This is a genomic window from Xanthomonas euvesicatoria pv. euvesicatoria, from assembly GCF_020880415.1.
Classification (GTDB): domain Bacteria; phylum Pseudomonadota; class Gammaproteobacteria; order Xanthomonadales; family Xanthomonadaceae; genus Xanthomonas; species Xanthomonas euvesicatoria.
This window is the reverse complement of sequence record NZ_JAJIUJ010000037.1, coordinates 63,228-89,820: the sequence shown is the minus strand read 5'-3', so window position 1 is coordinate 89,820 and position 26,593 is coordinate 63,228. Positions and strand designations below refer to the sequence as shown.

Below are 26,593 nucleotides of genomic sequence, written 5' to 3'. Positions count from 1 at the left end.
GAGCAGTCGATGGCCATGGCCGATGTCTGCCTGCAAGGCGCACGTGCGATCACCCAGGCCGGTCCGTCGCGTGCCGCAGTGACGATCCGCGCGGGGCGCTTCGGCGGCACGCTGGGCACCGGCACCGTGCGCATGGATCTGCAAGGGCATGTGCTGGCGCCGGGCCTGATCAATGCGCACGAACATCTGCAGGTCAACTGCGTGCCGCCGCTGCCGCAGGCCGCGCCGTTTCGCAACAGCTACGCGTGGATCCAGGCATTTCAGGCGCATTTCCAGCATCCGGACGTGGCTGCCGCACTGCGTGTGCCCAAGGCAGTGCGGTTGCGCCATGGCGGTTTGAAGAACCTGTTGGCCGGCGTCACGTGCGTGGCCCAGCACGACCCATGGCACGCCACGCTGGACGAAGCGAATTTCCCGGTGAGCCTGCTGCGCGACTTCGGCTGGAGCTACGCATTGGGGTGGACAGGCTACGGCCCGCCCGTACAAAGCAGCTTTGCCGCGACCCTGCCAGCGCATCCCTGGATGATCCATCTGGCCGAAGGCACCGATGCGGTGGCGCGTGCCGAGCTCGACGAACTCGACCGGCTCGGCTGCCTGGCCGCCAACACGGTGTTGATCCACGGCGTGGGCATGGGTGAGCAGGATGTCGAGCGCGTGATCGCGCGTGGCGCAGCCGTGGTGTGGTGTCCGTCCAGCAATCAGGCGCTGCTCGGCCGCACGCTCGATCCGTGGCGCTTGTGCATGGCCGGCCGGCTGGCGCTGGGCAACGATTCGCGCATCAGCGGCGCGCGCGACCTGCTGGAAGAACTGCAGGTCGCCAGCCGGAGCGGACTGGCACCGGACCAACTGCTTGGCATGGTCACCAGTGACTGTGCGCGTATCCTGCGCATGGCAACGCGTGGGCGGATCGCGCCTGGAGCCGCTGCAGATGTGTTGATCGTGCGCGACCGCGGCGGCGAACCTGCCAGCAGCATCATCGGTTGCACGCGCAGCGACTTGCGTGCGGTGATTCGCGATGGCAAGCCGCGCATCGCCGATCCGGATTTTGCGCCGTGGTTCGGCGCGGCCGGCATCCGGAGCGTGCCGGTGTTGCTGGACGGACGGCCCAAATTGCTCGATGCCACGCTGGCCGACCCCGCGGTGCTGGCGCTCGAACCCGGTCTTCAGCGTTTAACGCAGGAGCAGCCGGCGCAGGCCGCCGCGCAGGTTACCCATGCGCCGGTTGCCAATGGAGCGCTTTCGTGAGCGCAGTGCCGGTGCTCGAGCCCGCTGCTGCCTACGCACTGTGGGCGCAGGCGTATCCACCGCACGCGCACAACCCGGTGATGCTGGCCGAAGAGCGCGCCATGCTCGCACTGATGCCATCCAGCCTGCAGGGCCAGCACGTGCTGGACGCCGGCTGCGGCAGCGGCCGCTACATGCTGCACGCACTGCACCGTGGGGCCCGGCAAGTGACCGGTGTCGACCTGTCGCCGCAGATGCTGCACCGTGCCGGTACCGAGCTCGCACAGGACTGGCCGGCCGCACGCATCGTTCTGCAACAAGGCAGCCTGGATCATCTGCCGTTGCCCGATACGGTGGCCGACCTGAGCGTGTGCGGTCTGGTGGTGGGGCACCTGCAACAGCTATGGCCGGCGCTGGAAGAACTGCATCGCGTCACCCGCGTCGGCGGCATCGTGCTGTGCAGCGACGTCCACCCGATCGGCCACGCGCTGGGCTGGCGGCGCGACTTCAAGGCCGATGGGCAGCACTACGCGGTCCGCCACACCCCGCATCTCTATAGCCACTGGCATTCGGCATGCACCGCACTCGGGTTCGCGATCGAAGCCGTGTCCGAGCCGATACTGGATCCCGCGGATATCCCGGCCGGGGCACGTTTCGACAAGATGGCGCTGCAGGTGCCGGTTGCGCTGGTGCTACGGCTGCGACGGGTCGCGTGAGCAAGATCTTGCACACCGCAGTGGCTGTCTGTGCGTGGGTTACTGCCCGTCAGCGGCACGCTGCGGTCGCAGCGGCAAGCAGCAGCGACGTTGCGTCGATCGCCATCCAGGCGCTGCCGGCCCTATGAGCCTGCACGTCGCACAGCTGAATCTGGTTCCCACGCCCGATGGCCTGAACGTGGAGCAGGTGTTCGCGCAATGGCCGACGTTGGCAGATATCGCCGAAGCTGTCGCCAGTGCTGGCGTGCAGGTGTCGGTGATCCAGGCCTCCGCCTTGAACACCAGGTTGCGCCACCAGGGCGTGGATTACCGCTTCGTCGATCTGCACCAGCGTGGCAGCGCAGTCCGCGCCGGTACGCTAGCCGCATTGCTGCACGAGATCGATGCCGATGTGCTGCATGTACATGGTCTGGAATTCGCCGGCGACGCGCGGCGTCTGGCGCGCCTGCTGCCGCAGCTGCCGATTCTGCTGCAGGATCATGCCAACCGGCCACCACGCTGGTGGGCCAGGCGCCTGTGGCGCGCACGCTACGCGGCCGCAGCCGGCATCGCGTTCACCTCGCTGGAGCTGGCGCGGCCGTTCGTGCGTGCGCGCCTGTTTCGCCGCAGCACGCAGCTGTATGCCATCCCCGAATCCAGCAGCCGCTTCACCCCGGGCGACCGATTGCAGGCACGCGAGCAGACGCGGGTGCACGGTGACCCTTGTGTGGTGTGGATCGGCCATTTCAGTCCAGCCAAGGACCCGCTCTGTGTGCTCGATGCAGTGGCCCTGGCTGCGCGTGCGTTGCCCGGTCTGCGGTTGTGGTGCGTGTTCGACCAGGCGCCACTGATGGCGCAGGTGCAGCAGCGCCTGCGCGCCGACCCACAGCTGGACAGATGCGTCCACTTGCTCGGCAAGGTCGAGCACGCACACGTGCAGGAGCTGCTGCGTGCGGCGGATTTGTTTGTTTCTGCCAGCCATGCAGAAAGTTGCGGTTATGCCGCACTGGAAGCCTATGCCTGCGGTTGCCTGCCGCTGCTGACGGCCATTGCGTCGTTTCGTGCGCTCAGCGATGACGGCGCAATGGGCGAGTTGTGGCCGGTCGGCGATGCATCGGCATTGTCGGAACTGTTGCTGCGCGTCAGTCGGCAACGCCCCTCGCGCGCACAGGTGCGTGCCCATTTCGACGCGCGCCTGTCGTTTGCCGCAGTGGGCCGGCGCTGGGCGCAGGCTTATACGCACTTGCGCGCGACCACGCCGGAGCGCACCGCATGAAGCTGGCCTTGGTGGTGCCAGGTGGTGTGGATCGGAGCGGGGAAGTCCGCGTGATCCCGGTGTTCCTGACCTTGATCGAGTGGCTGGCACGCAACCATGACGTGCACGTGTTCGTGCTGCATCAAGAGCCGCAGCCGGGCATCTGGCGCCTGCGCGGTGCCACGGTGCACAACATCGGCGCGCGTCGGACGCGGCTGCGCGCAATTGCCGCCATCTGCGACGAGCACCGGCGCGAACCGTTCGCTGTGATTCAGGCGATTTTTTCCGGCTATTGCAGCTTGATCGCGGTCACTGCCGCCAAGCTGCTACGCCGTCCCAGCATGGTGCATATCGCCGGCGGCGAGTTGGTGGCCTTGCATCGCATCGATTACGGCGGCCGCCGCAGATGGCGAGGGCGTCTGCGCGAGGCGATGATCCTGCGGCTTGCCGACCAGGTAACGGCTGCCAGCGCGCCCATCATCGCTTCGCTGCAGGCACTGGGCATTGCTGCGCAACGCGTACCGCTGGGCGTGGATCTGCGCGCCTGGCCGCCTGCAGCGCCGCGCGCCCGTACCGGGCCGACCCCGCGCCTGCTGCATGTGGCAAGCCTCAATCCGGTCAAGGATCAGGCCACCTTGTTGCAGGCAATGGCCGCACTCAAGCGCGCCGGCGTTGCCTTCACCCTGGACATGGTGGGCGTCGACACATTGGGCGGTGCCATGCAGCGCCTGGTGCAGCAGCTCGGCGTGCAGCAACAGGTGCGTTTTCTCGGTTTCAAGACCCAGCGCGAGTTGCGCCCGATCATGCTGTCGGCCGATCTGCTGGTGCTGTCCTCGCTGCACGAAGCCGGGCCGCTGGTGCTGCTGGAAGCTGCCGTTGCAGGGGTTCCTACGGTGGGAACTGCGGTGGGGCATCTGGTCGAGTGGGCCCCTGTGTGTGCATTGGCGGTGCCGCCGGGCGACTGGGCCGGAATGGCAGAGGCCATCCGCCAGGTGCTCGGCGACGACGAACTGCGCTTGCGCCTTGCCTGGGCGGCGCAATGCCGCGCCGTCCGCGAAGATGCGGCATTGACCACGCGCCTGTTCGAGCAGTTGTATCGCCGGCTGTGCGAGCAGCGGCCGCTGCCTGAAGTGCGTTGATGTGCGCGGCAAGGCAGGGCGCTATCGTCGGTGATCTCGTGCGCTCGTGCCTTGAGCGAGGAGCGTGCTGGATATAAAACTCCTTGGCAGCTGACAAAACCACTGTGCAGCCGCCAGCCGGGTGCCACCGGTGCTCGGAATCGGCATGTGCCACATGTACGCTGCGGTTCTGAGCGCGCCGTCCGCGCCCACCTGACGGCTGCTCGCTACGTTTTGTTAGCCGCGCTTAGCGCAGCCTCACGCCGGCTGCAGATAGCCATCCAGCGCCGCACGCACCACGTACAACATGTCCGTGCGCGGCACCGGTCTGGTCAGGCGCGTCACCAGGCGGCGGGCCTGGGTTTGGCGCACCCATGGCTGATCCTGCAGCCATAACTGGGTCTGCAGCATGTCCGCGCGCTCCTTGCGGCTTTCTGCCGAAGGCACCACACGGCTGTGCAGATACTGCCGCGCTTCGCCCAACGAGCGCGACCATTCGATGCCAGGCAGCGCCGATAACCACAGGTTCGAGCACGATGCGGCGGTGAGCGTTTGCCGGGCTGCTCGCATGCGCAGCAGCGCAGGACAGTCAGCATGCAGGCGCGCCATCACCGCGGCTGGCACCACAGCGCGGTAATAGCGCTGCAGCAACAGCAGTGGCGGCAACGCCCACCATGGCGGCATGGCGCTGTCTTCCCACAATTGCTCCCAATCGCGCGGGCCCATGCGCGTTGCCAGCAAGGCAAGATCATGCAGATGCATCAGGCGAATGGTGCGGTGGCAGATGCCGCCTGCCGCATGCAGCAGCAAGTGACACATCAATGCGCCGATCGATGGATAGGGATTCAAGCCCGGTTGCGGCCGCTCCGGCCGGATTCGGTCAGTAATCTCCACGCTGCTCACCGGCAAACGTTCCTGGATGCGCGTGTGCAGCTCGATATTGATCGGCGCATCGCGGTGTTCGCCTAGCCCGGCCACTGCCTCGCCGTGCTGCGGCTTGAATACCTGGTGCTTCCACTGCTCGAAAGAAGCGACGTAGCCCAGTTCGCACAACAACGCCGCCGCTGCAGGCGCGTCGTCGGGTTCCACCAGCAGATCGATATCGGCCATCGGGCGGTCGCCAGGCAGATACACACCCAGTCGATGCAAAGCGGTTCCTTTCAATCCCACCAGCGCGACGCCCACGCTGCGGGCAGCGGTATCGATACGAGTCAGCAGCAGCGCGATGCGCCGATGGCGGTCTTCGACATGGCTGCGCTGTTCGCTCAGGAAGGCATTCCATTCGGCGTTCTGCCACAACGAGCGGCGCTGCAACAGCGGCGAAACGCCGTGCGCGGCCGCTGCCGCTGCCGCCAGCTGCCACTGCAGCCGGTCCCATTGCGGCAGTGCATCGCCTGGCTGGGCCAGCTCCAGAGCCAGCCGTTCGGTCGCCGTGTGCAGGCGGTGCTTGATGGTGCGAAGGGAGGGCTGCATGCGCGTGGTCCGGTCAGGCAAGGTGTCGATAGAAAAGTGTGGAAACGATCGCGCGCTAGCCCACCAGGACGGTGCTCAGGTGGCGTGGCTGACGCGCAGCACTGGGGGTCATCGGCTCGCTGCGGTGCCGGGCCTCACTGGCGATCAAGGCAGACCAGTGTGCTTCCAGTTGCTCCGACGCCTGCGCGAACGCATCGGCCGTGATCGTGGCACGCGCCTTTTGCAGATCGACCTGCCTGTGCAGCAGATCGCGGACGCTGCGATAGAACTCGGAGTCGTACGCGCCACGGAACATCATCGCCAGGTCGTCGCTATCCTGCCAGTGCGTCTTGCTGCCCAGCTGATTCTTTACTTCTTCGTAGAACTTGGTGCCGGGCAGGGGATACGACACGCTGACTCCGATGATGTCCGGATTGGCCTGCGTCACCAATGCGCGCGTGGCCAGGATGTCGTCGAGTTCCTCGCCCAGATAGCCCAGCTGGATGAAGAAACCCACGCGGATGCCCTGCGTGCCCAGGCGCTCACGTGCGGCGATGACCTCGCCGACCTGGGTGCCCTTGGTCATCTTGTCGAGAATGCGCTGGCTGCCGCTTTCCGCACCGATCCAGGCCTCCACGCAGCCGGCGCGCGCCAGCGCTGCGGCCATGCGTTCGCTGGCAAGGTCGGCACGGGTCTGGATGGTGAAGGGAACCGCGCCGTCGGCATCGCTCAATTGCTGCGCAAAGGTCTCCACCCAATCGATATGGAAGCCGAAGATGTCGTCGGCCATCCAGATATGGTCCGGCCGAAAGGTGCGTTTGAGGTGGATCATCTCTGCGGCCACCTCTTCGGCGCCGCGCCGCTTGTAGTGATTGCCCCAGATCGGCTTGGCGCACCAGTTGCAACGGAACGGGCAACCGCGCGAGGCGGCCATGTTCAAGCTGAAATGGCCATGCCGTTGTTGCCAGAAGCGCCGGTAGCGCGGCATATCCACCAGGTCCCATGCCGGCAGGCCGCTCAGCCGTGCGTCCGGTGGTTGCGCGCCGGGATGCACGCGCACTGCCGCAGGCTGGCTGGTGGCGATCTGCGCAACTCCCTCCAGCCAGTGGTCGGTGGTGATATCCGGCTTCGCTTCGATGCGCTCCAGCAACGAGATCAACGGGGCGATGCCTTCGCCGATCAACACCGCATGCGCGCCTGCGGCCAGGAACGCATCCGGGTTGTCGGACGCATCCGAGCCGGCCACCAGCACGCGGCAGCCGGCGGCACGGGCCTGCGCGATCATGCGGCAGGCGGCCTCGCGCATCCGGCTCAGGCACATCTTGGTGAGGAAGTTGAAGTTGTCTTCGTAGAAAACAACCAGATCCGGCTGCGCAGCGCGCAGTGCGGCGGTGTAGTCCTCCACATCGTTGGCCAGCATTGCATCGAACAGGCTCACTGCATGCCCACGCTCGCGCAGCAGCGCTGCGATCTGCAACGTCGCCAATGGCGGATACGGCTTGCCGCGCTCCCATTGCTTGGGGTCGTAACGCAGGAAATACGAATGACTGACCTGGATCTTTACCATCGGCACAAGGCTCTCGTTCTCTCGCCAGGCGGGCGCAGCAGCGGCGTGCGCAGACACCGGCATTCGGCTCGGCAGTAGGTGCGGATGCAGGCCGCTTTGGTTGCGTCGCGTTGCATGCGGGCAAGGCTGCGGCGAGGCAACCTTTCTGTAGGAAAGCGGCACCCATCGGCTGATTCAGTGCATCGGATGAAGGCATGCCGCAGTCGGCTGCATGGGCGCAACACACGCCGCTGAACGATGGCTCAGCCGCCATCGCAGCAGGGGCCGCAGTAGCGGCAGATCCGTTCGGCGAGCATCGCCCGCGGCGCTTGGGCGTGCGCCGGCAGATTCTCGGCGCGCTGTTTCATTTCCACAGCGATAGCCAAGCACTGCTGGCGCTGGTCGATGCCGCCTACGCGGGTTTGCCCGCGCATCGGCTGCCGGGCGCTCCGGAATTTCATGTCACATTGGACCTGCTGCCGCGTGCGCCGGGCCGCACCGATGCCGAGCCGCCGCCTGTGCGCACGCACGCCAGCGGCGGCCTGCTGTGCGGCGTCGTGGATGCGTGCAATTACCTGATGCTCTCGGTGCCACAGCGCCGCGCGATGCTGGTGGTGTCCGAGGACATGCTTGCCCACGCGTATCACGTGCGTTACGAACTGATCGAATTCGCCGTATTCCTGCTGGCTGCGCGTGGCATTGGGCTGGTGCCGCTGCATGGCGCTTGTGTAGGTCGACGCGGACGCAGCGTGTTGCTGCTTGGCGCCAGCGGTGCGGGGAAATCGACCTTGGCCTTGCATAGCCTGTTGCATGGCCTGGACTTTGTCGCCGAAGACGGTGTCTTTGTGGCGCCCGATAGCCTGCTCACCACCGGTGTGGCCAATTTCCTGCATCTGCGTGCCGAAGCGCTGGGCCTGGTCGACGCGCCCACGCGCGCATGGATCAGCGCATCGCCGGTGATCCGGCGTCGCAGCGGCGTGGAAAAATTCGAGGTCGATCTTCGCCATCGCCACGCGCATCTCGCGCCCAAGCCGATGCGGTTGCATGCGGTCGTGATGGTGTCCAGGTCGCCGGCCATCGCATCGGCACAGCGCCTGGTCGCGGTGCCTGGGGAGCAAGTCGCCGCCTGCCTGGCCCACGATCAACCGTACGCCGCCGGTCAGCCCGGCTGGCAGCGCTTCGTCGAACAGGTGCGGCGCATCGGCATGTTCACCTTGCACCGTGGCACGCATCCGCAGGCATCGGTGGATGCGCTGCTGCAGCTGTTGCAATGAGTGGCCGTATGCAAGCCTCCTGGAACGCCACCGGTCCGCAGACCCGCATCGCGCACTGGCGCCTGCATGTTGCGCACGAATGAGCCGCTGGCGATGACCGCCATCCGGCGCATGCGCGTTGCATTGCACCAGTTCGCGAGCACGCTGGTGCCTGCAGACATGCCGATGATTGCGCTTTACGTCGCGTTGTCGCTGGCTGCCGCGTTGGCCGGCAGCGTGGTGGCGGTGTGCCTGCTGCCGCTGGTGCAGCCAGGCCACAGCGTGCAACTGGCGGGCTATCGCCTGGCCTTGCCGGGCGGGCTGGCGATGCAGGCGTGCCTGTTCATTGCGGTGAGCCTGCTGTTTGCCGTGTTGCGCTGGCAGAGCGCGCGACTGGCCGCGCAGTTGACCAGCCGCTATGCCATCGGTCTGCGCGCACGCGTGCATGCGGCATTGATCGATGCGCCGTTGCCGGCCCTGTCCGGGGCCAGCTCGGCAGAAATCGCCAACGTGCTCACGTACAACATCGAGATCGCCACGCAAGGCTTCAGCGCCGTGCTGCAGCTGCTGGTCGCGGCCATCACTGCGCTGGTGAGCGTGTGCATCGCGGTGCTGATTGCACCTGTGCTGTTGATCACCACCCCACTGCTGGCGGTGCTGGCAGGGTTGGGTCTGCGCTTCTCCAGCAGTCGGGCACAGGCACGCATCAGCCGCGCGTATGTGGCTGATATGACGCAACTGTTCTGGCTCAGCGAAGATTTTCCGCGTCGCTTGCGCCACGTACGCTCGTTTCAGCGCGAAGGCCTCGAAACCCGCCATTACGAGCGCATTTCGGCGCGACTGGGGCACGGGTATGCGCAACAGCAAGCACTGGTTGCCGGCAGCCGCCTGCTGCTGGAACTTGCCGCGGTAGTCGCCATCGCCGGCATCCTGGTGCTGGCCAATCGCTGGCAGGGGGGCGAGCGTGCTGCGCTGATCACCGTCAGTCTATTGCTCGGCCGTCTGCTGCCGTACCTGGTCACCACGCGGCAGAGCCTTCAGCAGTTGCGTTCGGCGTGGCCGGCGCTGCAGCTGTGGCGCCGCTATGTCGACCTGGACGCTGCGCGGGTACACGTTCCGGAGCAAATGGCCGAACCACTCACGGCTGCGCTGCATATCGAACACATCGGGCTGGCGCCGCCACTGCCCCAATGCGCGATCGAATCGATATTGCTGGTACCAGGCCAGATGACCCTGGTGGTCGGTGCCTCCGGCGTGGGCAAGAGCAGTCTGATGGATGTGCTCTCCGGGCAGACGCCGCCGGCGCAGTTCGTGGCGCACATGGGCGGACGACGGCTGACATTCTCGGCATATCGACATCTGGTGCGACACAGCGCCTACATCGGCCAGGGCGTGCGGCCGTGGCAGCGCACGGTGCGCGACTGCCTGCAGTGGGTGCTGCCCGCAGCGTCCGACGCATGCATGTGGGAGGTGCTGGCCGATGTGGGCCTATGTTCGCGGCTGCAGCGCGATGCGCAAGGCCTGGACACGCCGATCAACGCGCAGGACGGGCGCCTCTCGGGCGGCGAATCGCAACGCCTGTTGCTGGCGCAGGTGCTGCTGCGTCGGCCGACCCTGGCCGTGTTGGACGAAGCAACCAGCGCGCTGGACGCCGATGCCGAACATCAGGTGCTGAGCACCTTGCGCGCGCGTTTGCCGGATACCGTGCTGTTGGTGGTTTCGCATCGCACCAGCTTGGCCGCCGTGGCCGATCGCACGGTGAACTTGGATGGTGCGCCTGTTCGGCGGGTGCATATCAGTTCGTCGGAAATTGCCACGCCGTACGATGTGCGCTAGGCCGGTCACACGCTGGCGGGTCGGTGGCTTTGCAAGTCGCTGACAGTACATAGCGCGCAATCATCGGGCTCGCTCGAAGACACGCAGGCACCGGATGGGCCGGTCACGCGGCGCACCGGCTGCGCACGCCAGGCGTGCGTCTGGTCACTGGGCCAGCCGTTTTATCCCGCAATCTCTTCCAGCGCCCGATTGCGCGTGCGCGGCCCGAACGCGGCAATCACGCTCGCCACGATCGACATGCTGAGCGCGATGAAGGCCAGCACCCCGTGGCTGCCAACCTGCGTCAGCAACCAGCCGATCAGCACGCTGCTCACCGCCGTGGAGAGGCGACTGAAGGAATAACAGAAGCCCACTGCACGTGCACGCAAGCCGGTCGGGAACAGCTCCGCCTGATAGCCGTGATAGGCAAAGCTCATCCAGGCGTTGCAGAACGCGACCATCGCCCCGCACAGCACCATGCCGACGGCCTGATGCTGCAACTCGAACAGCCCACCGAACAGAACAGCGCCCAGCGCCGATGCGGTGATCTGCCATTTGTTTTCCCAGCGCTGTGCAAAACGCAGCAACAGCAATGGCGCCAGCGGGTAGGCCAACGAGATCGCAAACGAGTACGCCAGGCTTTTGGTCACCCCGGCCCCGGTGCCCTGCGCCGAGATCAGCGCAGGCAACCAGTTGCCGAAACCGAAGAAGCCGATCGCCTGAAACACATGGAAGACCACCAACATCCCGATGCGCCCGCGATACGGCGCACGCCACAGCAGCGCGCTTCCAGTTCGGTCACCACTGCATCGGCTTCTGCATGCCGGCCGTGTGCGGCCAGCCAGCGCGCCGATTCCGGCAAGCGGCTGCGCAGCCACCAGATCGCCAGCGCAAACGCACCGCTGAGCAACACCACCCAACGCCAGCCGCTCATGCCCAGCGGCGCAAACGGCACCAACATCCACGCGGTCAGCGCGACCGTCGGAACCGCCAGAAATTGCACGAAAAAGGCAAATGCGAACGCCGCGCTGCGCATGTGCCGCGGTACCAGTTCGGACAGATACGTATCGATGGTGACCAGTTCGATTCCCAACCCGATGCCGACCACACAGCGCAGCACAATCACACTGCTGGCAGTGCTTTGCAGACCCATCGCCACGGTCGCAGCGGTGTACCAGATCAAGGCGAAGGTAAACACCGGGCGGCGCCCGAACCCGTCGGCAAACGGGCTCAATAGCGCGGCACCGACAAACAACCCAAGGAAGGTGGCCGCCGCGAATGCGGCCTGGTCGGACATGCCGAACGCGCCATCGGCGCCGCTGGCAAAAATGCCGTCGCCAATCAGCCCGGGGCTGATGTAGGCGGTCTGGAACAGGTCATACAACTCGAAGAACCCGCCCAGCGCCAGCAACCCCACCAGCCGCCACAGCGTGGCGCTGGCGGGCAACCGGTCGATCCGGGCGGCGATCTGCGCGGAAGGCGAGGGCTGTTCGGGGGGCGCTAAAACACTCGGAGACATGGGCAGGCAGGCGCAGATAGGGCAGTCTCATCATAGCCAGCGTCCAGATGCCGCAGCGGGCACACTTCGTCGCGCGGTCAATGCGTTCGTCTGTGGCAAGAGGGCACTGGGCATCCAAGGTGCGCGCAGCCGACCAGGCAACAGCACTCTTCCTCACAATCGCGCCCGCACCGCCCTTGTCAGCAGCAAGCTCAACAACGCCGCTGTCGCGAGTGGAACCAAGCCCGTGCACCCCATGCGTTGTCCGACTGCTGGAATGCTGTAATCCCTCACGGCACCCAACAGGCCGCTGGCAATGCCGCCGGGCCAGCCCCATCTCTGGCATATCACTCTTTCCGGAGTCATTCGATGACCCCCATTTCCGTGCTCGATCTGGCGCCGGTCTGCGAAGGCAGCGACACCACCCACGCTTTCGCCAACATGCTCGATCTGGCCCAGCACGCCGAGCGTTGGGGCTATCAGCGCTACTGGCTGGCCGAACACCACAACATGCCAGGCATCGCCAGCGCCGCCACCGCCGTGCTGATCGGTCACGTCGCCGGCGGCACCAAGACCATCCGCGTGGGTGCCGGCGGCATCATGTTGCCCAACCACGCGCCGTTGCAGGTGGCCGAACAATTCGGCACGCTGGCCTCGTTGTATCCGCAGCGTATCGACCTGGGCCTGGGCCGTGCGCCGGGCACCGATCAGCCCACCGCACGCGCCTTGCGCCGCTATTTCGACAGCGCCGATCACTTTCCGCAGGACGTGGCCGAACTGATGCGCTATTTCGCGCCGGCGGTGCCGGGGCAACTGGTGCAGGCCGTGCCCGGCGCCGGGCTGGAGGTGCCGGTGTGGCTGCTGGGGTCGAGTCTGTTCAGCGCACGCCTTGCCGCCGCGATGGGGTTGTCGTTCGCGTTCGCCTCGCATTTCGCACCCGACGCGATGGACGACGCGGTGGCGATCTATCGCCGCGAATTCCGCCCGTCCGCACAGCTGGCCAAGCCGCACGTGATGCTGGCCCTGAATGTGGTGGCGGCCGAGACGCAGGCGCAGGCACGCCGTCTGTTCACCACCCAGCAGCAGAGCTTCGTCAATCTGCGCCGCGGCAAGCCGGGCAAGATTCCGCCGCCCATCGACGATATCGACAGCTTCTGGCAGCCGCATGAGCGTGCCGGGGTGGAGCGTGCACTGGCGTGCACGGTACTCGGCGATGCCGAGCAGATTGCGCGCGGCGTGGCAGAGTTCATCGAGCGTCACACGCCCGACGAGCTGTTGTTCACCGCCAACATCTACGACCACGCCGCGCGTCTGCGTTCCTTCGAAATTGCCGCCGCCGCCGCGTGCCGCGAGCTGGACGTGACCTTGGCGTGATTCACGTCGCTTTGCGCGGCGATCGGCTGTGATGCGTGCACATCCATTGGGAAGACCAGCATGCAATTTCAGCAACGCCGCGAGAGCGTCAAGCAGTTGGCCGAGTTGATCCGCGGGGTGGACATCGCGATGTTCACCACCGTCTCGGCCGACGGCAAACTGGTGAGCCGCCCGCTGGGCACGCAGGAAGTCGAGTTCGACGGCGACCTGTGGTTCGCCACCGCCGCCGACAGCCCGAAAGTGGCGGAAATCGCCGCTGATCCGCGCGTCAACGTGGCCTACGCGTCGGCCTCGAAGAACACGTATGTCTCGGTAGCCGGCACCGCACGCGTGGTCCACGACCGCGCCAAGATCGACGAACTGTGGTCGCCGGCAATGAAGGTGTTCTTCCCCGGCGGCAAGGACGACCCGGACCTGCGCTTGATCCATGTGCGCGCCGAATCGGCCGAATACTGGGACGGCCCCAGCGGGCTGCTCGGCAAGGCGCTGTATTTCGTGATGACGGCGGTCACCGACGATACCGGCAGCCTGTCGGACAACCGCGTGGTCGATCTGAAATAACTGCGTCGCAAGCGCCGCGCCGGACGCGCTGCGCTCAGCGCCAGGCGTCCGGCCACCAATCGCGAATCAGATCCACCAGCTGGTCGGAGGTGACCCCGAACACGGCCACCGAGATCAGCGCAGCTGCCCAGCCCACCAGCATCAGCGCACCGTCGCGCTCGAGCAGGGCCAGCGCGAACAGCAGCAGGATCAGGCCGAAGATGTAGTTGGTGAAGGGGATCGGCAGCGTCAGCAGGATGCCGACCAGCACCAGGAGCAAGCCGGTGAGGAGCTGCGCCGGCATCCGGTCCAGCATGCCATGCAACCGCGGTTTGAGCAGGCGATCCAGGCGTTGCAGCGTCGGTCCCAGTTTGGCCACGAAGCGCTGGCTGGTCCGACGGCGCGGCCCGCGTTCGCCGATGAAGCGCGGTACCCACGGCTTGCGCAGGCAGCACATCATCTGCAGCCCGATCAGGATGGTCAACGGTCCACTGATGCCACCGGCAACGCCGGGAATCGGAATGAACGAGGGCAGGATCGCAAGAAACAGGAACACGCCGAAGGCGCTTTGCTGCAGGTCGGCCAAGATCTCGCGAACGCGCAACACCTGGTCCGGATCACCTTCGCTGAAGGCTGCCAGCAGGCTGCGGATGCCTTCGTTGCGGTAGCGCATCTGCTCGCTGGCATCATCGTGCGGTGCACCGCCGTCAGCCGACGATGTCATCGCTGTCCTCGTCGCCCACCCGGCTCAGCAGCAACTTGTCCACGCGCGCACCGTCCAGGTCGACGATCTCGATGCGCCAGCCGGCCCAATCGAAGAACTCGCCGGCCTGCGGAATGCGCCCGAAATAGTAAATGCACAGGCCCGCAAGCGTGTGGTAATCGCCCTCGTCGGCGTCGGGCAGTTCGGCACCGAGGACTTCGCGCAATTCTTCCACCGGCAGCGACCCGTCGATCAACAGCGAGCCGTCCGCGCGCGTGACCACCAGCGCGTCCTCGTCGGTATTTTCCACCGCCTGCAGACGGCCGACCACTGCGCCCATCAGGTCGCTGATGGTCACCAATCCGCGGATTTCGCCGTATTCGTCCACCACCAGCGCCATCGACTGCTGTTCTTCGCGAAAGATTTCCAGCAGCTTCATCGCGTGCGTGGATTCGGACACGAACAAGGTGTCGCGCAGCGCCTGGAACAGGTGCGCGCCGTGGCCGTCCATGCGCGTGACCAGCGATTTGACTTCCAGCACCCCAGCAATGTCCTGGTCGCTGCCGCGGTACACTGGGTAGCGCGAAAATTCGTGCTCGCGCATGACCTGCAGATTGCGTTCCGGCTCGGCGTTGGCGTCCAGCCAGGCGATGCGGTTGCGCGGGGTCATCAGGCTGTCGGCGGTACGATCGCCCAGCCGCATCACGCGATTCATCATGTCGCGCTCGTGCGCGTCGATCACCCCGGCCTCGTGGCTTTCGGCCACCAGCATGCGGATCTCTTCCTCGGTGACCGAGGCCGACTCGTCCTTGCCCATGCCCAGCATGCGCAGGACCAGGCGGGTGGAGCGCGCCAGCACCCACACCCCGGGCGCGGCGATCTTGGCCAGCCAGGCCATCGGCACCGCGACAACGCCTGCGATGTCTTCGGAATTGCGCAGCGCCAGCCGCTTGGGCACCAGCTCGCCGAAGATCAGCGTCAGGAACGTGATCAGCGCCACCGCCAGGGTGCTGCCGATCACCACCGAATACGGGCGCGGCTTGCCGACCAGTTCGAACGTGCCCGCCAAGGCCGGGAACACACCCTGCAGCCAGCTGGCGATGGCTTCGCCGATCGCCTCGCCGCCGAACACGCCGGTCAGGATGCCGATCAGGGTGATGCCGATCTGAACCGTGGACAGGAAGTTTTCGGGGCTTTCGGCCAGGGCCAGGGCCCGCGCGGCGCGCTTGCTGGAGCCGGCCATCTGCTTCAGGCGGCTCTTGCGCGAGGTCATCAACGACATCTCCGACATGGCGAAGAAGCCATTCAGCACGATCAGGGCGATGACGATCAAAAACTCAACCACGGGCGTCTTCCCCGGTTAGTGAAGGGGAGGGCGGGGGAGCACTGGGGCTACCGGCGGGCGCACAGGCCGGGCGGCAACACGGGGGGATAGGGTCGTCTTCCATAGGGTGCGCCCGAAGGCGCGGGGGCATGGTAGCAAACCACAGGGTGGTTCGAGCCGGGAAATGTCGATGTGAAGGCCGCTCCCGGCGCGAGATACCCAGAGAGGTCATGGAACGGTCATAATTCGCGTCTGGCGCCGTCTCTCCCTCGACGGCAGGAAGTTGTCCACCCATGTTCTCGTTGCAGACCATCTTCGGTTCCGGCAAGCAGTTCTATGCGCTTCTGAACGAAGCGGCGCAGGCCGCCTACGACAGCACCAGGGCGTTGCACGCCATGATGCGCGAGTCCGACCGCCAACCGGCGCTGGACGCCTTCAAGCTGGCCCGCCTGCGCGAACGCGCCGCCTCCGACAAGATCGGCCAGGCGCTGGTGGATAGCTTCATGACCCCGATCGAACGCGAAGACATCGAGGCGTTGGGCTCGGCGTTGTACAAGATTCCCAAGCAGGTCGAGAAATTCGCCGACCGCTACTCGCTGGCGACCAAGCACCTGGAACACATCGACTTCGCTCCGCGCGCCGCGATGCTGGAGCAGGCCGCCGCGGTGGTGGTGGAGATGGTGGCCGACCTGCCGCACATGAACATCGACCGCATGACCGCGCTCAACGACAAGCTGCGCATGCTCGAAAACGAAGCCGACCGGCTGATGCTGGAGCTGTATCGCGACATCTATTCCGGCCGGCTGGACACGTTGCAGATGTTCCTGCTCAAGGAGTTCTTCGAGATTCTGGAAAAGGCCATCGACCGCTGCCGCGAGGCCGGTGTGGTGGTCTACCAGATCGTGCTGAAGAACAGCTGAGGTCGCCGCGTGCTTACCTTAGTTCTGGTGGTGATCCTGGCCGCGTTGGTGTTCGAGTTCATCAACGGCTTCCACGACACCGCCAACTCCATCGCCACCGTGGTCGCCACCAAGGTGCTCTCGCCCGGTTGGGCGGTGATGCTGGCCGCCGGCATGAACCTGATCGGCGCGCTGACCGGCACCGCCGTGGCGCTGACGATTGCTTCCGGCCTGCTCAACACCAACGTGGTCGACGTCACTCCGCAGGTGATCCTGTGCGCCCTGCTGGGCGGCATCATCTGGAACCTGATCACCTGGTGGAAGGGCCTGCCGTCGTCGTCCTCGCATGCCTTGATCGGTGGCTTGTGCGGCGCCGGCCTGGCCGCGGCGCACAACAACTGGGACGCGCTGATCTGGTCGGAAAACATCGGCAACTGGGCCAAGAACAAGGGCCTGTTGTGGAAGGTGTTCGTCCCGATGATCACCTCGCCGATCGCCGGTTTCGTGCTCGGCATCTTGGTGATGGTGCTGCTGTGGGCGATCATCGCCGGCATGTCCAAACTCGGCGGCCCGATCGGGCGGCTGGCGCGCCCGCGCTGGGTCAATGCGTTCTTCGGCAAGGCGCAGATCGCCTCGGCCGCGTACATGGGCTACGCGCACGGCCACAACGACGCGCAGAAGACCATGGGCATCATCGCCATGACCCTGATCGGCGCGCAGTCGGCCGGTGCGCTGGACGATTTGCCGAGCTGGTTGTCGTTCCTGCATCCGGGCACCGGCCTTGCCGCCGGCGCCGGTATCCCGATGTGGATCGTGCTGACCTGCGCGGTGGTGATGGCCGCAGGGACGGCGTCGGGCGGCTGGAAGATCATCAAGACGCTCGGCCACAAGATGGTCAAGCTGCATCCCATCCACGGCTTTGCCGCAGAAACCAGCTCGGCGACGGTGCTCACCGTGGCGGCGCATTTCGGCATGCCGGTATCCACCACGCACAGCATTTCCACCGCCATCATGGGGGTGGGTTTTGCCAAGAACCCGCGTTCGCTGCGGCTGGGGGTGATCGAGCGCATCGTCTGGGCCTGGATTCTCACCATCCCGGCCGCTGGCGGCGTGGCGTATCTGATCCTGACGCTGTTCGAGCTGTTCGGCTGGACCTGAGCGATGCCGCGGTGCGCTCACGCACCGTCGGCAGACTGCGCCGCCGTTGCCGTATCGACCTGTTTGCGGCAAGTTGCCCGCATGCCATGAGTGAGACCCTTTCCCGATGATGCTTGCCCTGGTGTGCGTGTTGTTCGGGTTTGCCTGGTTGATCGACCGCCGCGGATTGCGGCGGTTCTCCCGCGTGCTGGGCCTGGCCAGCTTGCTGCTGGTGTTCGCGGTGGGCTGCGGTCCGTTGCCCTCCTGGATGCTGCAACACCTGCAACGCACCGGGGTCAACGATTTCAACGCGTGGGGCGCGCGCAACGTCATCGTGCTGCTGGGTGCCGGCACCGTGCGCCCGGAAGGCCGCGATGCGGTGGCCGAAGCCAATCTGTTCGCCTACGGCCGCATCGTCGAATCGGCACGGCTGTACTGGCAATGCCGGCACAGCGGGGGCGATTGCAAGATCGAGATCAGCGGCGGCGATGCACGCGGCCTGGGCCTGTCCGAAGCGGTGGTCTACCAGCGTGTCTTGCTGGGCCTGGGCATTCCGCGGGCAGATCTGATCATGGAGCCGTCGAGCATGAACACCTGGCAGAACGCGCAGTTCAGCCAGCCTTTGCTGCGCGCCTACCGGCCCGATCGCATTGCGCTGGTGTCCTCGGCCACGCATCTGCGTCGCGCCGAATTGTATTTCCGCCATTTCGGCATCGATGCCACACCGGTGCGCGCCGATTGGCTGACCGCCACCTGGTCGATCCTGCCGCAGAGCTACAACTTCACGCTGGCCGATGTGGCCCTGCACGAATACCTGGGCATTGCGCGCTATCAGGTCTACCAGTGGTTGGGGTGGAACGTGAAGGCTAGCGAGCCTGGTGCGTTGTGATTGGGGAGCCGGGATTTGGGATTGGGGATTGGTAACAGCTGGTGCGCTGCTAGATCTGCTTGGCTGATGTCCTTGCGACGGTGCTTGCCAGTTCCAGATTGACGATGGCAACGCAGATGCGCGGCACTCGGAACTGATGGTGCTGCCCGACGGCTTGGTCGCCGGCCGCGTGTGCGGCCGGCTCTGCCTGCACTCAGCGCGTTTGGTACATCGCCTTGACGTCGTCACGGAACGCGGCCTGGCTGTCGGCGCGGTTGTAGAACATGTGGCCGCCGGGATATTCGCGTACCTGCACGCGTTTGCTGTCGCTGCCCATGGCCGGCATCTGGTCCACCGTCAGGACCGAACCCATGAACGGGCAGGAGAGGTCGTTCCAGCCGTGCGCGATCAACACGCGCAGCTTCGGATCGATCGCCACCGACTGACGCAGCTGGGTCACTGCGCCCTTGCGAAGCTCGTCGTTCCAGTCCCAGAGCTTGTTCACGTCGTAGTTGAGCGCGCGATATTGCGCATCGATCTTCCAGCCGACCACGCGGGTGACGAAGTCCACCATTGCGGTGGTGGTGGGCGCAATGATGCTGTCCAGCAGCGGGTCGTTGGCGCGTTGTTCGGCATCGTTGGGAAACGGGTCGAAGGCGGTCACGTTGGAATCGTAACGGCTGCCCAGTTCGCCCTTGTCACGAAACACTTCGCGCAGATAGGCCTGGGTTTCCAGGCGTCCGCCGGAGCGCCGCACATATGCCGGGTCCAGCCCGGTCATGCGGGTGACCTGCTGCAGCATCGCCTCATGCGCCTGCGGGTCGGTGCGTCCTTTCATCAGCGCCACCGCGTAATCGCCGCGGGTGTAGTCGATCACCTGGCGCATCGCGCTGTCGCTGAGCTGGCCCTGGCGCTCCAGGTGCGCAGCAGCGATCGAGGGAAGCGTCAGCATCCATGCCAGGGGCGACACATCGCCGTTGTCGTCCAGGGTCGGGTTGAGATACGGCGACACCAGCACCACGCCGTTCATCGCCACGCCCAGCTGCGTCTGCAGGTAATGGGTAATGCGCGGGCCGCGGAAGCCGCCATAGCTTTCGCCGACCAGATATTTGCGCGCCTGCAGGCGGCGGTTCTTGAGCAGCCAGTCGTAGATCACCCGCGAGAGATATTCCACATCCGCCTGCGGGTTGTAGAACTGCTTCTTGGCATCGTCGTCGCCGATCAGGGCGCGGCTGAAGCCGGTGCCCACCGGGTCGATGAAGACCAGGTCGGTGAAGTCCAGCCACGTGCCCGGGTTGTCGCGCAGTGTGGCAGGTGCCGACGCACTGTCGCCCTCGGCGCCGAAACCGACGATCTTCGGCCCGATCGCGCCCATGTTGAGATACACCGATGCGGCGCCCGGCCCACCGTTCAAGGCGAAGGTCACCGGGCGGTCCTTGCCATCGACGGTATAGGCGGTGAATACCACTTCCCCCGTGGTCTTGCCCTGCGCATCGCGCACCGGCAACGTGCCGACCGTGGCGGTATAGCTCAGGTTGCGGCCAGCCACGCGTGTGCTCTGGCGCACGCTGGCGTCGGCCGGCAATGGCGCCTGTTTGGCGGCAGCGGCATCGGGTTTGGCATCGCTTTTATCGGTTTTGTCTGGCGCTTCGGCCAGCGCTGTCCCGCTGAACAGCACGCAGACCAGCAGGCCGGCACGGAGAAAGAAGGGCATGGGCATCGACGTGATTGCAGGGAAGCGCCGATGCTAGGCCGCTGCAGAGCCCGGTGGATGTGCAGGAAGGCATGGATGTCGCGCGGACCGAGGTGGTACGCAAAGGCAGGTGTGTGCGGCCCGCCGAAATGAGCGCCCATGCAAGGCGCTTCCTTCTCCCGTCGAGACATTGTCCCGCCTGATGCGGACGGTGCTCCGAAGGGGAATGAGGGTGCGGGCGAAGCCTCGTGCTACTCACTTCGCAAGTGCATACGCCCGCACCCAAACGCCGCTCTGCGCCCCGCCCGCGCTTGCGGCGCGGGCGCTCGAAGGCGCGCGCAGGCCGTGCCTTCTCGCCTGGGTGGGAGAGGGGCTATCGGTTTCCAGCACTCAGACTTCAAGCGAGGCCAGATCGCCCTTGGTCTCCAGCCACTGCTTGCGGTCGCTTGCGCGTTTTTTGGCCAGCAGCATGTCCATCAACGAACGCGTCTGCTCGCCGTCGTCGATGGTCAGCTGCACCAGTCGACGCGTGTCCGGGTGGATGGTGGATTCGCGCAGCTGCTGCGGATTCATTTCGCCTAGGCCCTTGAAGCGGGTGACGCTGATCTGGCCCTTCATCTTTTCGCGCGCGATCTTGTCCAGCAGCGTGGTCTTTTCTTCTTCGTCCAGCGCATAGAACACCTGCTTGCCCACATCGACACGGAACAAGGGCGGCATCGCCACGAACACGTGGCCGGCGGCCACCAGCGCGGGGAAATGCTGCAGGAACAGCGCCGTCAGCAGCGTGGCGATATGCAGGCCATCGGAGTCGGCGTCGGCCAGGATCACCACCTTGCCGTAGCGCAGCCCGGTGATGTCGTCCTTGCCCGGGTCGCAACCGATCGCGATCGCCAGGTTATGCACTTCCTCGGAGGCCAATACGCTGCCGGAAGCCACTTCCCAGGTGTTGAGGATCTTGCCGCGCAACGGCAGGATGGCCTGGAAATCCTTGTCGCGCGCCTGCTTGGCCGAGCCGCCGGCCGAATCGCCTTCGACCAGGAACAGTTCGGTACGCGACAGATCCTGGCTGATGCAATCGGCCAGCTTGCCGGGCAGGGCAGGGCCCTGGGTGACCTTCTTGCGGACGATCTGCTTTTCGGTCTTCAACCGTGCGCTGGCGCGATCGATGGCGATCTGCGCGATCTTCTCGCCGATCTCCACGTTCTGGTTGAGATACAGGCTGAAGGCATCGTGCGCGGCACCTTCGATGAAGCCGGCAGCCTGGCGCGAGGACAGGCGTTCCTTGGTCTGACCGGAAAACTGTGGATCGGTCATCTTCAGGCTGAGCACGAAGGTCACCCGGTCCCAGACATCTTCCGGTGCCAGCTTGACGCCGCGCGGCAGCAGATTGCGGAAATCGCAGAACTCGCGCAGCGCATCGGTCAGGCCCGAACGCAGGCCATTGACGTGGGTGCCATGCTGCGCGGTGGGGATCAGGTTGACGTAGCTTTCCTGCACCAGCTCGCCTTCCGGCACCCAGGCCGCGGCCCAGTCGACGATTTCGGTGTCTTTTTTCAGGCTACCGACGAACAGGTCGGCCGGCAGCAGCTCGTGCTCGGCCATCTCACCCTTCAGGTAATCGCGCAGGCCGTTTTCGAAATACCAGCTGTCCTGCTCGCCGGTCGCCTCGTCGTGCAATTTGACGGTCAGGCCGGGGCACAGCACCGCCTTGGCGCGCAGCAGGTGCCGCAACGCACGCACATTGAATTTGGGCGTATCGAAATACTTGGGGTCGGCCCAGAAACGCAGCCGCGTGCCGGTATTTTTCTTGCCGACGGTACCCACCACTTCCAGCTTGGACGCGGCGTTGCCATCGCGAAACTCCATGCGGTGCTCGCTGCCTTCGCGCTTGATGAACAGTTCGACCTTGGTCGACAGCGCGTTGACCACGCTTACGCCTACACCGTGCAAGCCACCGGAGAAGGTGTAGTTGCGGTTGCTGAACTTGCCGCCGGCATGCAGCCGGGTCAGGATCAGCTCCACGCCCGGAATCTTCTCTTCCGGATGGATGTCCACCGGCATGCCGCGGCCGTCGTCGGACACTTCGCAGCTACCGTCCTTGTACAGCGTGACTTCGACCTGCTTGGCGTGGCCGGCCAGCGCCTCGTCGACAGAGTTGTCGATCACTTCCTGCGCCAGATGGTTCGGGCGCGCGGTGTCGGTATACATGCCGGGGCGGCGTTTGACCGGGTCCAGGCCCGACAGCACTTCAATATCGGCGGCGTTATAACGGGTGTTCATGCATCTCGTTGGCACGTGAAACGACGCGCAAGTGTGGGGGCTGAGCCGATTTTTTGCACGCGACCGGCGTTCAGTGGGGGGCCGGGCAGCATTGGCTACCCTGGCGTTGGTTTCGCAATCAAGCGTCCCCACCTGAGGATGTCACCGAAGCCAAAGAGGACGCCATGAAGTTCAAGCACATCCTGATGCTCACCCTCGGTGCGGCCGCAGTCGCAGCGCTTCCCGCCATGGCCCAGGCCGCTCCGCAGCAGACCGGACAGGGCGCCGCGGCTCAAAAGGCCGATGACGCGAAGGCCAAGACCGAAGCCGAACGCAAAGCCGAACGCCGCGCTGCCGCCGCTGCGCAGAAGCCCAAGGCCGACAGCGCCCCGCGCGAGGAAGAGGAAGAAGAAAAGCCTGCACGCTGATCGCGCGGCCTAGCGGCCAGGTGCTACCGACGCCCCGGCATTGCCGGGGCGTTCGCTTTTGGGGTAGCTGTGTAAGACCACGCAGCATTCGCCCTGTTGGCGTAGCCGGTGCATGGGGCTGGCATGTAACGCGCATGCATGCCGGCCCCCGCAGAAAGCCCGCAATCGCCTGGCAGTGCCCGTCATGTCTGCCAGCCGCTCAGGCCTGCGCGACATGCACTGTTTCAACGTGTGATGACCTCGTCGTCACGCAACCCTTGGGCATTCGCCCGTCACCCGCTAAACTATGGCTTTCCGGGAGGCTTCAAGCCCCATGACCCCCCTGATTTTCGTTACCGGCGGCGTAGTGTCCTCGCTAGGCAAGGGCATTGCCGCCGCTTCGCTTGCGTCCATTCTTGAAGCGCGTGGCCTGAAGGTCACGATGATGAAGCTGGACCCGTACATCAACGTGGACCCGGGCACGATGAGCCCGTTCCAGCATGGCGAGGTCTACGTCACCGACGACGGTGCCGAAACCGACCTGGATCTGGGTCACTACGAGCGTTATGTACGCACGCGCCTGTCGCGCAAGAATTCGGTGACCACCGGCCGCATCTACGAGAACGTGATCCGCAAGGAGCGTCGTGGCGATTATCTGGGCGCCACCGTGCAGGTGATTCCGCATATTACCGACGAGATCCGCCGCTGCATCGACGAGGCCACCGCCGGGTTCGATGTCGCGTTGATCGAAATCGGCGGCACCGTCGGCGACATCGAATCGCTGCCGTTCCTGGAAGCGATTCGCCAGGTGCGCACCGAGCGCGGCGCCGAAAAGGCCATGTTCATGCATCTCACGTTGGTGCCGTACATCGCGGCGGCCGGTGAGCTGAAGACCAAGCCGACCCAGCATTCGGTCAAGGAACTGCGCTCGATCGGCATCCAGCCGGACGTGCTGCTGTGCCGGTCCGAGCAGGCAGTGCCGGATTCGGAGCGCCGCAAGATCGCGCTGTTCACCAACGTCTCCGAGCGTGCGGTGATCAGCTGCCCGGATATCGACGTGCTGTACGGCATGCCGCTGGAATTGCTGCGCCAAGGCCTGGACGAACTGGTCATCGAGCAGTTCAAGCTGCGCGACAAGGTCGCCGCGGCCGACCTGTCCGAATGGGCGGCGGTGGTGGATGCGGTCAAGCATCCGCTGGACGAGGTCAACATCGCCGTGGTCGGCAAGTACGTCGATCACCAGGACGCCTACAAGTCGGTGGCAGAAGCGCTGCGTCACGGTGGCCTGCGTCAGCGCACCAAGGTCAACCTGAAGTGGCTGGAAGCGCAGGATCTGGAGGGCAGCGACATGTCTGCCTTGCAAGACATCGACGGCATCCTGGTGCCGGGCGGTTTCGGCGACCGCGGTTTCGAAGGCAAGGTGCAGACCTCCAAGTTCGCGCGTGAGCACAAGGTGCCGTATTTCGGTATCTGCTACGGCATGCAGGCGGCCGTGGTGGACTATGCCCGCCACGTCGCCGACCTGGATGCAGCCAACAGCACCGAGAACGATCGCCAGTCGCCGCACCCGGTGATCGGCCTGATCACCGAATGGCGCACCGCCACCGGTGAAGTCGAAAAGCGCGACGAAAAATCCGACCTGGGCGGCACCATGCGTCTGGGCCTGCAGGAGCAGCGCCTGAAGCCCGGTACGCTGGCGCGCGAGGTCTATGGCAAGGATGTGGTGGCCGAGCGGCACCGTCACCGTTACGAGTTCAACAACCGCTATCGCACGCAGTTGGAAGACGCCGGTCTGGTGATCTCCGGCAAGTCGATGGACGACACCCTGGTGGAAGTGGTGGAGCTGCCGCGCGACATGCACCCGTGGTTTTTGGCCTGCCAGGCGCATCCGGAATTCCTGTCCACCCCGCGCGACGGCCATCCGCTGTTCATCGGCTTCGTGCGTGCGGCGCGCGAGAAGAAGGCTGGCGGCAAGTTGCTCAAAGAAGCGCGTGCGTGAGTTCCTTCTCCCATCGGGACCTCGGTCCCCTTCATGGGAGAAGGTGCCCCGTAGGCGGATGAGAGGGGCACCGCAACGCACTGGAAGATGGCAGCTGTGATGAACGCGTCGCCACGCGCCAGCCAGGGCAAACCATCTGGCCTTACAAGCGCTTGCAACCCGTACCCTCACCCCAACCCCTCTCCCGACGGGAGAGGGGCTTAATTACTTAGGTGACCTGATGAAACTGTGTGACTTCGAAGTCGGCCTCGACCAGCCGCTGTTCCTGATTGCCGGCCCCTGCGTGATCGAATCGATGCAGCTGCAGCTCGACGTGGCCGGCAGGCTCAAGGAGATCACCGGCAAGCTCGGCGTCAACTTCATCTTCAAGTCGAGTTTCGACAAGGCCAATCGCACCTCCGGCACCAGCTTCCGTGGCCCGGGCCTGGAAGAAGGTTTGAAGGTGCTGGATGCGGTGAAGAAGCAGATCGGCGTGCCGGTGCTCACCGACGTGCATGAATACACCCCGATGAACGAGGTCGCGGCCGTCGTCGACGTGCTGCAGACTCCGGCATTTTTGGTGCGCCAGACCGACTTCATCAAGAACGTCTGCGCCGCCGGCAAGCCGGTCAACATCAAGAAGGGCCAGTTCCTCGCGCCATGGGACATGAAGCCGGTGGTGGACAAGGCCAAATCCACCGGCAACGAGCAGATCATGGTCTGCGAGCGTGGCGCCTCGTTCGGCTACAACAACCTGGTCAGTGACATGCGCTCGCTGAGCGTGATGCGCGACACCGGCTGCCCGGTGGTGTTCGACGCTACCCATTCGGTGCAGTTGCCGGGCGGGCAGGGCAGCAGCTCCGGTGGTCAGCGCGAGTTCGTGCCGGTGCTGGCGCGCGCGGCGGTGGCGGTCGGGATTTCCGGCCTGTTCGCCGAAACCCACCCGGATCCGTCCAAGGCGCTGTCCGATGGTCCCAATGCGTGGCCGCTGGATCGCATGGAAGAACTGCTCGAAACCCTGATGGAGCTGGACGCCGTCACCAAGAAGCACGGGTTTGCGCGCTTTGCGTGAGTTCTGATCAGCGCGCGGCCGCTGCAGCGCACCGCCGGGAGCGGCGGTGGCGCCACTGGCCCTGGGGCTGGTGGGCACTGGCCGCGTCGATCGCGGCGTGGGCGTGCATGGCGGTCATGGCCGTTCTGTTTACCGCCAGCATCGGCATGCCGGGCGATGGCGACCATGCCATGCAAGCCACGCGGCTGCCGATGCGCATCACGCTGATCATGGCCACCATGGCCGTTGTCAGTAGCCTGGCCACAGGCTCGGCTGCATTACGGCTGAGTCGCCAGCCTGGTGCGGCGATCGCCGCGCTGATCCTGCTGTTGCTCTTGCTGCTGCTGTCTGGTTTGTCGCTGTTGGGCTTGATGGCGTAGCGGTCCGCCCGCGACGTGCTGTGTGTAGCGGCGACATGCGATTTGGCAATGGACCGGTGTGCAGCGATAATCCGGCAGCTTGTTTCCGGTGTACTTCCCCCCTTACTGGTAACCGAACGGACCT

Annotated in this window: 21 protein-coding genes, 1 other RNA gene and 1 pseudogene; 16 read left to right on the top strand and 7 right to left on the bottom strand. The window is 65.4% G+C overall.

Annotated features, from left to right (window positions below):
* Window positions 1-9 precede the first annotated feature (9 nt).
* From LN450_RS05765 to LN450_RS05745, 5 genes are all read left to right on the top strand, one after another.
* A complete protein-coding gene (locus LN450_RS05765) occupies window positions 10-1,245 on the top strand; it encodes an amidohydrolase family protein (protein ID WP_011347080.1) in 1,236 nt (411 codons plus the stop codon).
* A complete protein-coding gene (locus LN450_RS05760) occupies window positions 1,242-1,940 on the top strand; it encodes a class I SAM-dependent methyltransferase (protein ID WP_011347081.1) in 699 nt (232 codons plus the stop codon). The genes LN450_RS05765 and LN450_RS05760 overlap by 4 nt, the downstream gene beginning before the upstream one ends.
* 124 nt (window positions 1,941-2,064) lie before the next feature.
* Window positions 2,065-3,195, top strand: coding sequence for a glycosyltransferase family 4 protein (locus LN450_RS05755; protein WP_011347082.1), 1,131 nt, complete (start codon window positions 2,065-2,067; stop codon window positions 3,193-3,195).
* On the top strand, window positions 3,192-4,313 hold the full coding sequence (locus tag LN450_RS05750; RefSeq protein WP_011347083.1) for a glycosyltransferase family 4 protein: 1,122 nt from the start codon (window positions 3,192-3,194) through the stop codon (window positions 4,311-4,313). The genes LN450_RS05755 and LN450_RS05750 overlap by 4 nt, the downstream gene beginning before the upstream one ends.
* A 145-nt stretch (window positions 4,314-4,458) precedes the next feature.
* Window positions 4,459-4,535, top strand: a non-coding RNA gene (locus tag LN450_RS05745) — sX9 sRNA.
* Between the two features lie 15 nt (window positions 4,536-4,550).
* Here LN450_RS05745 and LN450_RS05740 read toward each other — a convergent pair.
* Window positions 4,551-5,765 carry a nucleotidyltransferase family protein gene (locus LN450_RS05740; RefSeq protein ID WP_011347084.1) on the bottom strand — a complete coding sequence of 405 codons (1,215 nt, stop codon included), beginning with the start codon at window positions 5,763-5,765 and terminating at the stop codon, window positions 4,551-4,553.
* 55 nt (window positions 5,766-5,820) lie between these two features.
* A complete protein-coding gene (locus tag LN450_RS05735) occupies window positions 5,821-7,374 on the bottom strand; it encodes a B12-binding domain-containing radical SAM protein (RefSeq protein ID WP_011347085.1) in 1,554 nt (517 codons plus the stop codon).
* Window positions 7,375-7,505: 131 nt separating this feature from the next.
* On the opposite strand from LN450_RS05735, the gene LN450_RS05730 reads away from it, so the two are divergent.
* Together LN450_RS05730 and LN450_RS05725 are read left to right on the top strand one after the other, a co-directional pair.
* Entirely contained in the window at window positions 7,506-8,564 is a 1,059-nt protein-coding gene (locus tag LN450_RS05730) for a phosphoenolpyruvate carboxykinase (ATP) (protein WP_011347086.1), read from the top strand.
* A gap of 93 nt (window positions 8,565-8,657) precedes the next feature.
* Window positions 8,658-10,379 (top strand): ATP-binding cassette domain-containing protein, encoded by a 1,722-nt coding sequence (locus tag LN450_RS05725; RefSeq protein WP_039417841.1) that lies wholly within the window; start codon window positions 8,658-8,660, stop codon window positions 10,377-10,379.
* Between the two features lie 161 nt (window positions 10,380-10,540).
* On the opposite strand, the pseudogene LN450_RS05720 reads toward LN450_RS05725, so the two are convergent.
* Window positions 10,541-11,877, bottom strand: a pseudogene (locus LN450_RS05720) (MFS transporter).
* Window positions 11,878-12,225: 348 nt separating this feature from the next.
* Between LN450_RS05720 and LN450_RS05715 the strand changes: the two are divergent.
* Together LN450_RS05715 and LN450_RS05710 are read left to right on the top strand one after the other, a co-directional pair.
* Entirely contained in the window at window positions 12,226-13,230 is a 1,005-nt protein-coding gene (locus tag LN450_RS05715; protein WP_011347090.1) for an LLM class flavin-dependent oxidoreductase, read from the top strand.
* Between the two features lie 60 nt (window positions 13,231-13,290).
* The gene (locus LN450_RS05710; protein WP_011347091.1) at window positions 13,291-13,791 is read left to right on the top strand and encodes a pyridoxamine 5'-phosphate oxidase family protein; all 501 of its coding nucleotides are present in this window, start codon (window positions 13,291-13,293) and stop codon (window positions 13,789-13,791) included.
* 34 nt (window positions 13,792-13,825) lie between these two features.
* Here the strand turns inward: LN450_RS05710 and LN450_RS05705 are convergent, their stop codons facing one another.
* A complete protein-coding gene (locus LN450_RS05705; protein WP_039417843.1) occupies window positions 13,826-14,494 on the bottom strand; it encodes an exopolysaccharide biosynthesis protein in 669 nt (222 codons plus the stop codon).
* Entirely contained in the window at window positions 14,478-15,818 is a 1,341-nt protein-coding gene (locus tag LN450_RS05700; RefSeq protein WP_008571220.1) for a hemolysin family protein, read from the bottom strand. Before LN450_RS05700 ends, LN450_RS05705 begins: the two co-directional genes overlap by 17 nt.
* A 272-nt stretch (window positions 15,819-16,090) precedes the next feature.
* On the opposite strand from LN450_RS05700, the gene LN450_RS05695 reads away from it, so the two are divergent.
* From LN450_RS05695 to LN450_RS05685, 3 genes are all read left to right on the top strand, one after another.
* On the top strand, window positions 16,091-16,717 hold the full coding sequence (locus tag LN450_RS05695) for a DUF47 domain-containing protein (RefSeq protein WP_008571222.1): 627 nt from the start codon (window positions 16,091-16,093) through the stop codon (window positions 16,715-16,717).
* Between the two features lie 9 nt (window positions 16,718-16,726).
* Entirely contained in the window at window positions 16,727-17,854 is a 1,128-nt protein-coding gene (locus LN450_RS05690) for an inorganic phosphate transporter (RefSeq protein WP_011347093.1), read from the top strand.
* A 106-nt stretch (window positions 17,855-17,960) separates the two neighbouring features.
* On the top strand, window positions 17,961-18,722 hold the full coding sequence (locus tag LN450_RS05685) for a YdcF family protein (protein WP_008571224.1): 762 nt from the start codon (window positions 17,961-17,963) through the stop codon (window positions 18,720-18,722).
* Window positions 18,723-18,915: 193 nt separating this feature from the next.
* On the opposite strand, the gene LN450_RS05680 is transcribed toward LN450_RS05685, so the two are convergent.
* Together LN450_RS05680 and parE are read right to left on the bottom strand one after the other, a co-directional pair.
* Window positions 18,916-20,415, bottom strand: coding sequence for a S10 family peptidase (locus LN450_RS05680; protein WP_039418836.1), 1,500 nt, complete (start codon window positions 20,413-20,415; stop codon window positions 18,916-18,918).
* A 369-nt stretch (window positions 20,416-20,784) separates the two neighbouring features.
* Window positions 20,785-22,674, bottom strand: coding sequence for a DNA topoisomerase IV subunit B (gene parE, locus LN450_RS05675; RefSeq protein WP_003481816.1), 1,890 nt, complete (start codon window positions 22,672-22,674; stop codon window positions 20,785-20,787).
* Window positions 22,675-22,838: 164 nt separating this feature from the next.
* On the opposite strand from parE, the gene LN450_RS05670 reads away from it, so the two are divergent.
* The 4 genes from LN450_RS05670 (at window position 22,839) to LN450_RS05655 (ending at window position 26,469) form a co-directional block, all read left to right on the top strand.
* Window positions 22,839-23,081: a hypothetical protein gene (locus LN450_RS05670; protein ID WP_008571226.1), complete on the top strand. Its 243-nt coding sequence runs from the start codon at window positions 22,839-22,841 to the stop codon at window positions 23,079-23,081.
* A gap of 313 nt (window positions 23,082-23,394) precedes the next feature.
* A complete protein-coding gene (gene pyrG / locus LN450_RS05665; protein WP_011347097.1) occupies window positions 23,395-25,059 on the top strand; it encodes a CTP synthase in 1,665 nt (554 codons plus the stop codon).
* 220 nt (window positions 25,060-25,279) lie between these two features.
* A complete protein-coding gene (gene kdsA, locus LN450_RS05660) occupies window positions 25,280-26,110 on the top strand; it encodes a 3-deoxy-8-phosphooctulonate synthase (RefSeq protein WP_011347098.1) in 831 nt (276 codons plus the stop codon).
* A 116-nt stretch (window positions 26,111-26,226) separates the two neighbouring features.
* Entirely contained in the window at window positions 26,227-26,469 is a 243-nt protein-coding gene (locus LN450_RS05655; protein WP_029819207.1) for a hypothetical protein, read from the top strand.
* The last annotated feature ends 124 nt before the right edge of the window (window positions 26,470-26,593 follow it).

What these genes read in the sequence shown, in the direction of transcription:
- LN450_RS05765 (WP_011347080.1), top strand. Translation starts at nt 10, where the DNA reads ATGGCCATGGCCGATGTCTGCCTGCAAGGCGCACGTGCGATCACCCAG.
- LN450_RS05755 (WP_011347082.1), top strand. Translation starts at nt 2,065, where the DNA reads ATGAGCCTGCACGTCGCACAGCTGAATCTGGTTCCCACGCCCGATGGC.
- LN450_RS05750 (WP_011347083.1), top strand. Translation starts at nt 3,192, where the DNA reads ATGAAGCTGGCCTTGGTGGTGCCAGGTGGTGTGGATCGGAGCGGGGAA.
- LN450_RS05740 (WP_011347084.1), bottom strand. Translation starts at nt 5,765, where the DNA reads ATGCAGCCCTCCCTTCGCACCATCAAGCACCGCCTGCACACGGCGACC.
- LN450_RS05735 (WP_011347085.1), bottom strand. Translation starts at nt 7,374, where the DNA reads ATGCCGGTGTCTGCGCACGCCGCTGCTGCGCCCGCCTGGCGAGAGAAC.
- LN450_RS05730 (WP_011347086.1), top strand. Translation starts at nt 7,506, where the DNA reads ATGCCGCAGTCGGCTGCATGGGCGCAACACACGCCGCTGAACGATGGC.
- LN450_RS05725 (WP_039417841.1), top strand. Translation starts at nt 8,658, where the DNA reads ATGACCGCCATCCGGCGCATGCGCGTTGCATTGCACCAGTTCGCGAGC.
- LN450_RS05715 (WP_011347090.1), top strand. Translation starts at nt 12,226, where the DNA reads ATGACCCCCATTTCCGTGCTCGATCTGGCGCCGGTCTGCGAAGGCAGC.
- LN450_RS05710 (WP_011347091.1), top strand. Translation starts at nt 13,291, where the DNA reads ATGCAATTTCAGCAACGCCGCGAGAGCGTCAAGCAGTTGGCCGAGTTG.
- LN450_RS05705 (WP_039417843.1), bottom strand. Translation starts at nt 14,494, where the DNA reads ATGACATCGTCGGCTGACGGCGGTGCACCGCACGATGATGCCAGCGAG.
- LN450_RS05695 (WP_008571222.1), top strand. Translation starts at nt 16,091, where the DNA reads ATGTTCTCGTTGCAGACCATCTTCGGTTCCGGCAAGCAGTTCTATGCG.
- LN450_RS05685 (WP_008571224.1), top strand. Translation starts at nt 17,961, where the DNA reads ATGATGCTTGCCCTGGTGTGCGTGTTGTTCGGGTTTGCCTGGTTGATC.
- LN450_RS05680 (WP_039418836.1), bottom strand. Translation starts at nt 20,415, where the DNA reads ATGCCCTTCTTTCTCCGTGCCGGCCTGCTGGTCTGCGTGCTGTTCAGC.
- parE (WP_003481816.1), bottom strand. Translation starts at nt 22,674, where the DNA reads ATGAACACCCGTTATAACGCCGCCGATATTGAAGTGCTGTCGGGCCTG.
- LN450_RS05670 (WP_008571226.1), top strand. Translation starts at nt 22,839, where the DNA reads ATGAAGTTCAAGCACATCCTGATGCTCACCCTCGGTGCGGCCGCAGTC.
- pyrG (WP_011347097.1), top strand. Translation starts at nt 23,395, where the DNA reads ATGACCCCCCTGATTTTCGTTACCGGCGGCGTAGTGTCCTCGCTAGGC.
- kdsA (WP_011347098.1), top strand. Translation starts at nt 25,280, where the DNA reads ATGAAACTGTGTGACTTCGAAGTCGGCCTCGACCAGCCGCTGTTCCTG.
- LN450_RS05655 (WP_029819207.1), top strand. Translation starts at nt 26,227, where the DNA reads ATGGCCGTTCTGTTTACCGCCAGCATCGGCATGCCGGGCGATGGCGAC.